The following is a 1495-nucleotide window of genomic DNA, read 5'->3' as shown; positions in this document are numbered from 1 at the left end:
CGCGGCCCGCCGCCGAGGCCGCCCGCGGCGCGGGCCGGGCCGTCCGGCAGGCGCTCACCGGCGCCCGCGAGTCCGCGCGGCAGGCCCGCGCCGACATCCGGCGGATGCTCCCCGGCGCACCGCAGCCGCGCGAGGCCGTCGCCCGAAGGGAACCGACGGGCCGCGCGACACGTACTCTTGGTAGCAGTACGACCGCTCTCACTTAAGGACTGAACGACACTGGGCAAGCGACAGCCCGAAGGCCCGCCGCCCGCACCGGCGGTGCAGCGCATCCGACTGCGCTACACCAAGCGCGGCCGCCTCCGGTTCACCAGCCACCGTGACTTCCAGCGCGCCTTCGAGCGCGCGCTGCGCCGCGCCGAGGTGCCGATGGCGTACTCGGCGGGGTTCACGCCGCATCCGAAGGTGTCGTACGCCAATGCCGCACCCACCGGCACGGGCAGTGAGGCGGAGTACCTGGAGATCGCGCTCACCCGGGCGTGTGATCCGCAGCAGCTGAGAGTGCTTCTCGACGAGTCGCTGCCCGCAGGGCTCGACGTCGTCGAGGCGGTCGAGGCCCGGACCTCCGGGCTCGCCGACCGGCTCACGGCGTCCGTCTGGGAGCTGCGGCTCGACGGCGTGGACCCGGCCGAGGCCGCGCGAGCGGTCGCCGCCTTCGACGCCGCCGAAGCGGTGGAGGTCCAGCGCACGACGAAGAACGGCGTGCGCACCTTCGACGCCCGCCCCGCGGTGGTGCACCTCGAAAGCCTGGACACCGCCGACGAGGTGGAAACGCACAGTTCGCGGGCTGATAGGCCGACCGACCAGCCCTGTGCGATACTGCGGCTGGTTGTTCGGCACGTGACGCCTGCCGTACGGCCCGACGACGTCCTGTCCGGTCTCCGCGCCGTGGCCGACCTGGCGCCGCCGGTCCCCGCAGCGGTGACCAGGCTGGCGCAGGGGCTGTTCGATGAAGAGACCGGCACGGTGACCGACCCGCTCGCGCCCGACCGCGAGGCAGCGACGGCCCCAACCGAGGCCGAGCCCGCTGCCGCCGCGCCGGCTCCGGCGTAAGGCCGGTTCCGCGGAGGGACGGACGTCGAAGCGCAGCCCTGGTACTCGGGAGCCACCTGGGTCGGGCAGCGCACCGACCAGAAGACTTTCGCCAGGCCGTCCGCATGAGGCGTACGGAACCGGCGAGACAGGACACAGAGAGCTCCCGTGCGGCGCCCGCGCCCCGGACGGCGGTAACCGCGCATCGCGCGAGCCGCGGACGTCACCGGCACTCCGCCGGACCAGGCGCGGCGCCCGGGAGCCTGACGGGAGAAACGCCCGCATGCTCGAACCGACCGAACCCCACGAGGGTTCCGAACCCACCACTCCCAGCGACACCCTGCCGCCGCGCCGCCGGCGCCGTGCCGCGTCCCGCCCCGCGGGGCCGCCGGCCGCCGACACGCAGCCCGCGGACGTCGTGGAGCCGGCCATACCGGTCGCCGAGGCCGCCGATGTCGCGGCC

Annotated in this window: 1 protein-coding gene and 2 pseudogenes; all 3 read left to right on the top strand. The window is 74.9% G+C overall.

Annotation, left to right across the window (positions count from 1 at the left end):
- Positions 1-206, top strand: a pseudogene (locus SZN_RS42140) (hypothetical protein); the annotation flags it as partial.
- Positions 207-261: 55 nt separating this feature from the next.
- On the top strand, positions 262-1053 hold the full coding sequence (locus SZN_RS37060; RefSeq protein WP_007506501.1) for a TIGR03936 family radical SAM-associated protein: 792 nt from the start codon (positions 262-264) through the stop codon (positions 1051-1053).
- Positions 1054-1315: 262 nt separating this feature from the next.
- Positions 1316-1495: pseudogene (locus SZN_RS37055) on the top strand (hypothetical protein); the annotation flags it as partial.

The sequence above is a fragment of the Streptomyces zinciresistens K42 genome, assembly GCF_000225525.1.
Classification (GTDB): domain Bacteria; phylum Actinomycetota; class Actinomycetes; order Streptomycetales; family Streptomycetaceae; genus Streptomyces; species Streptomyces zinciresistens.
The sequence above is the reverse complement of the archived record's forward strand: the minus strand, read 5'-3'. Positions and strand labels throughout refer to the sequence as shown.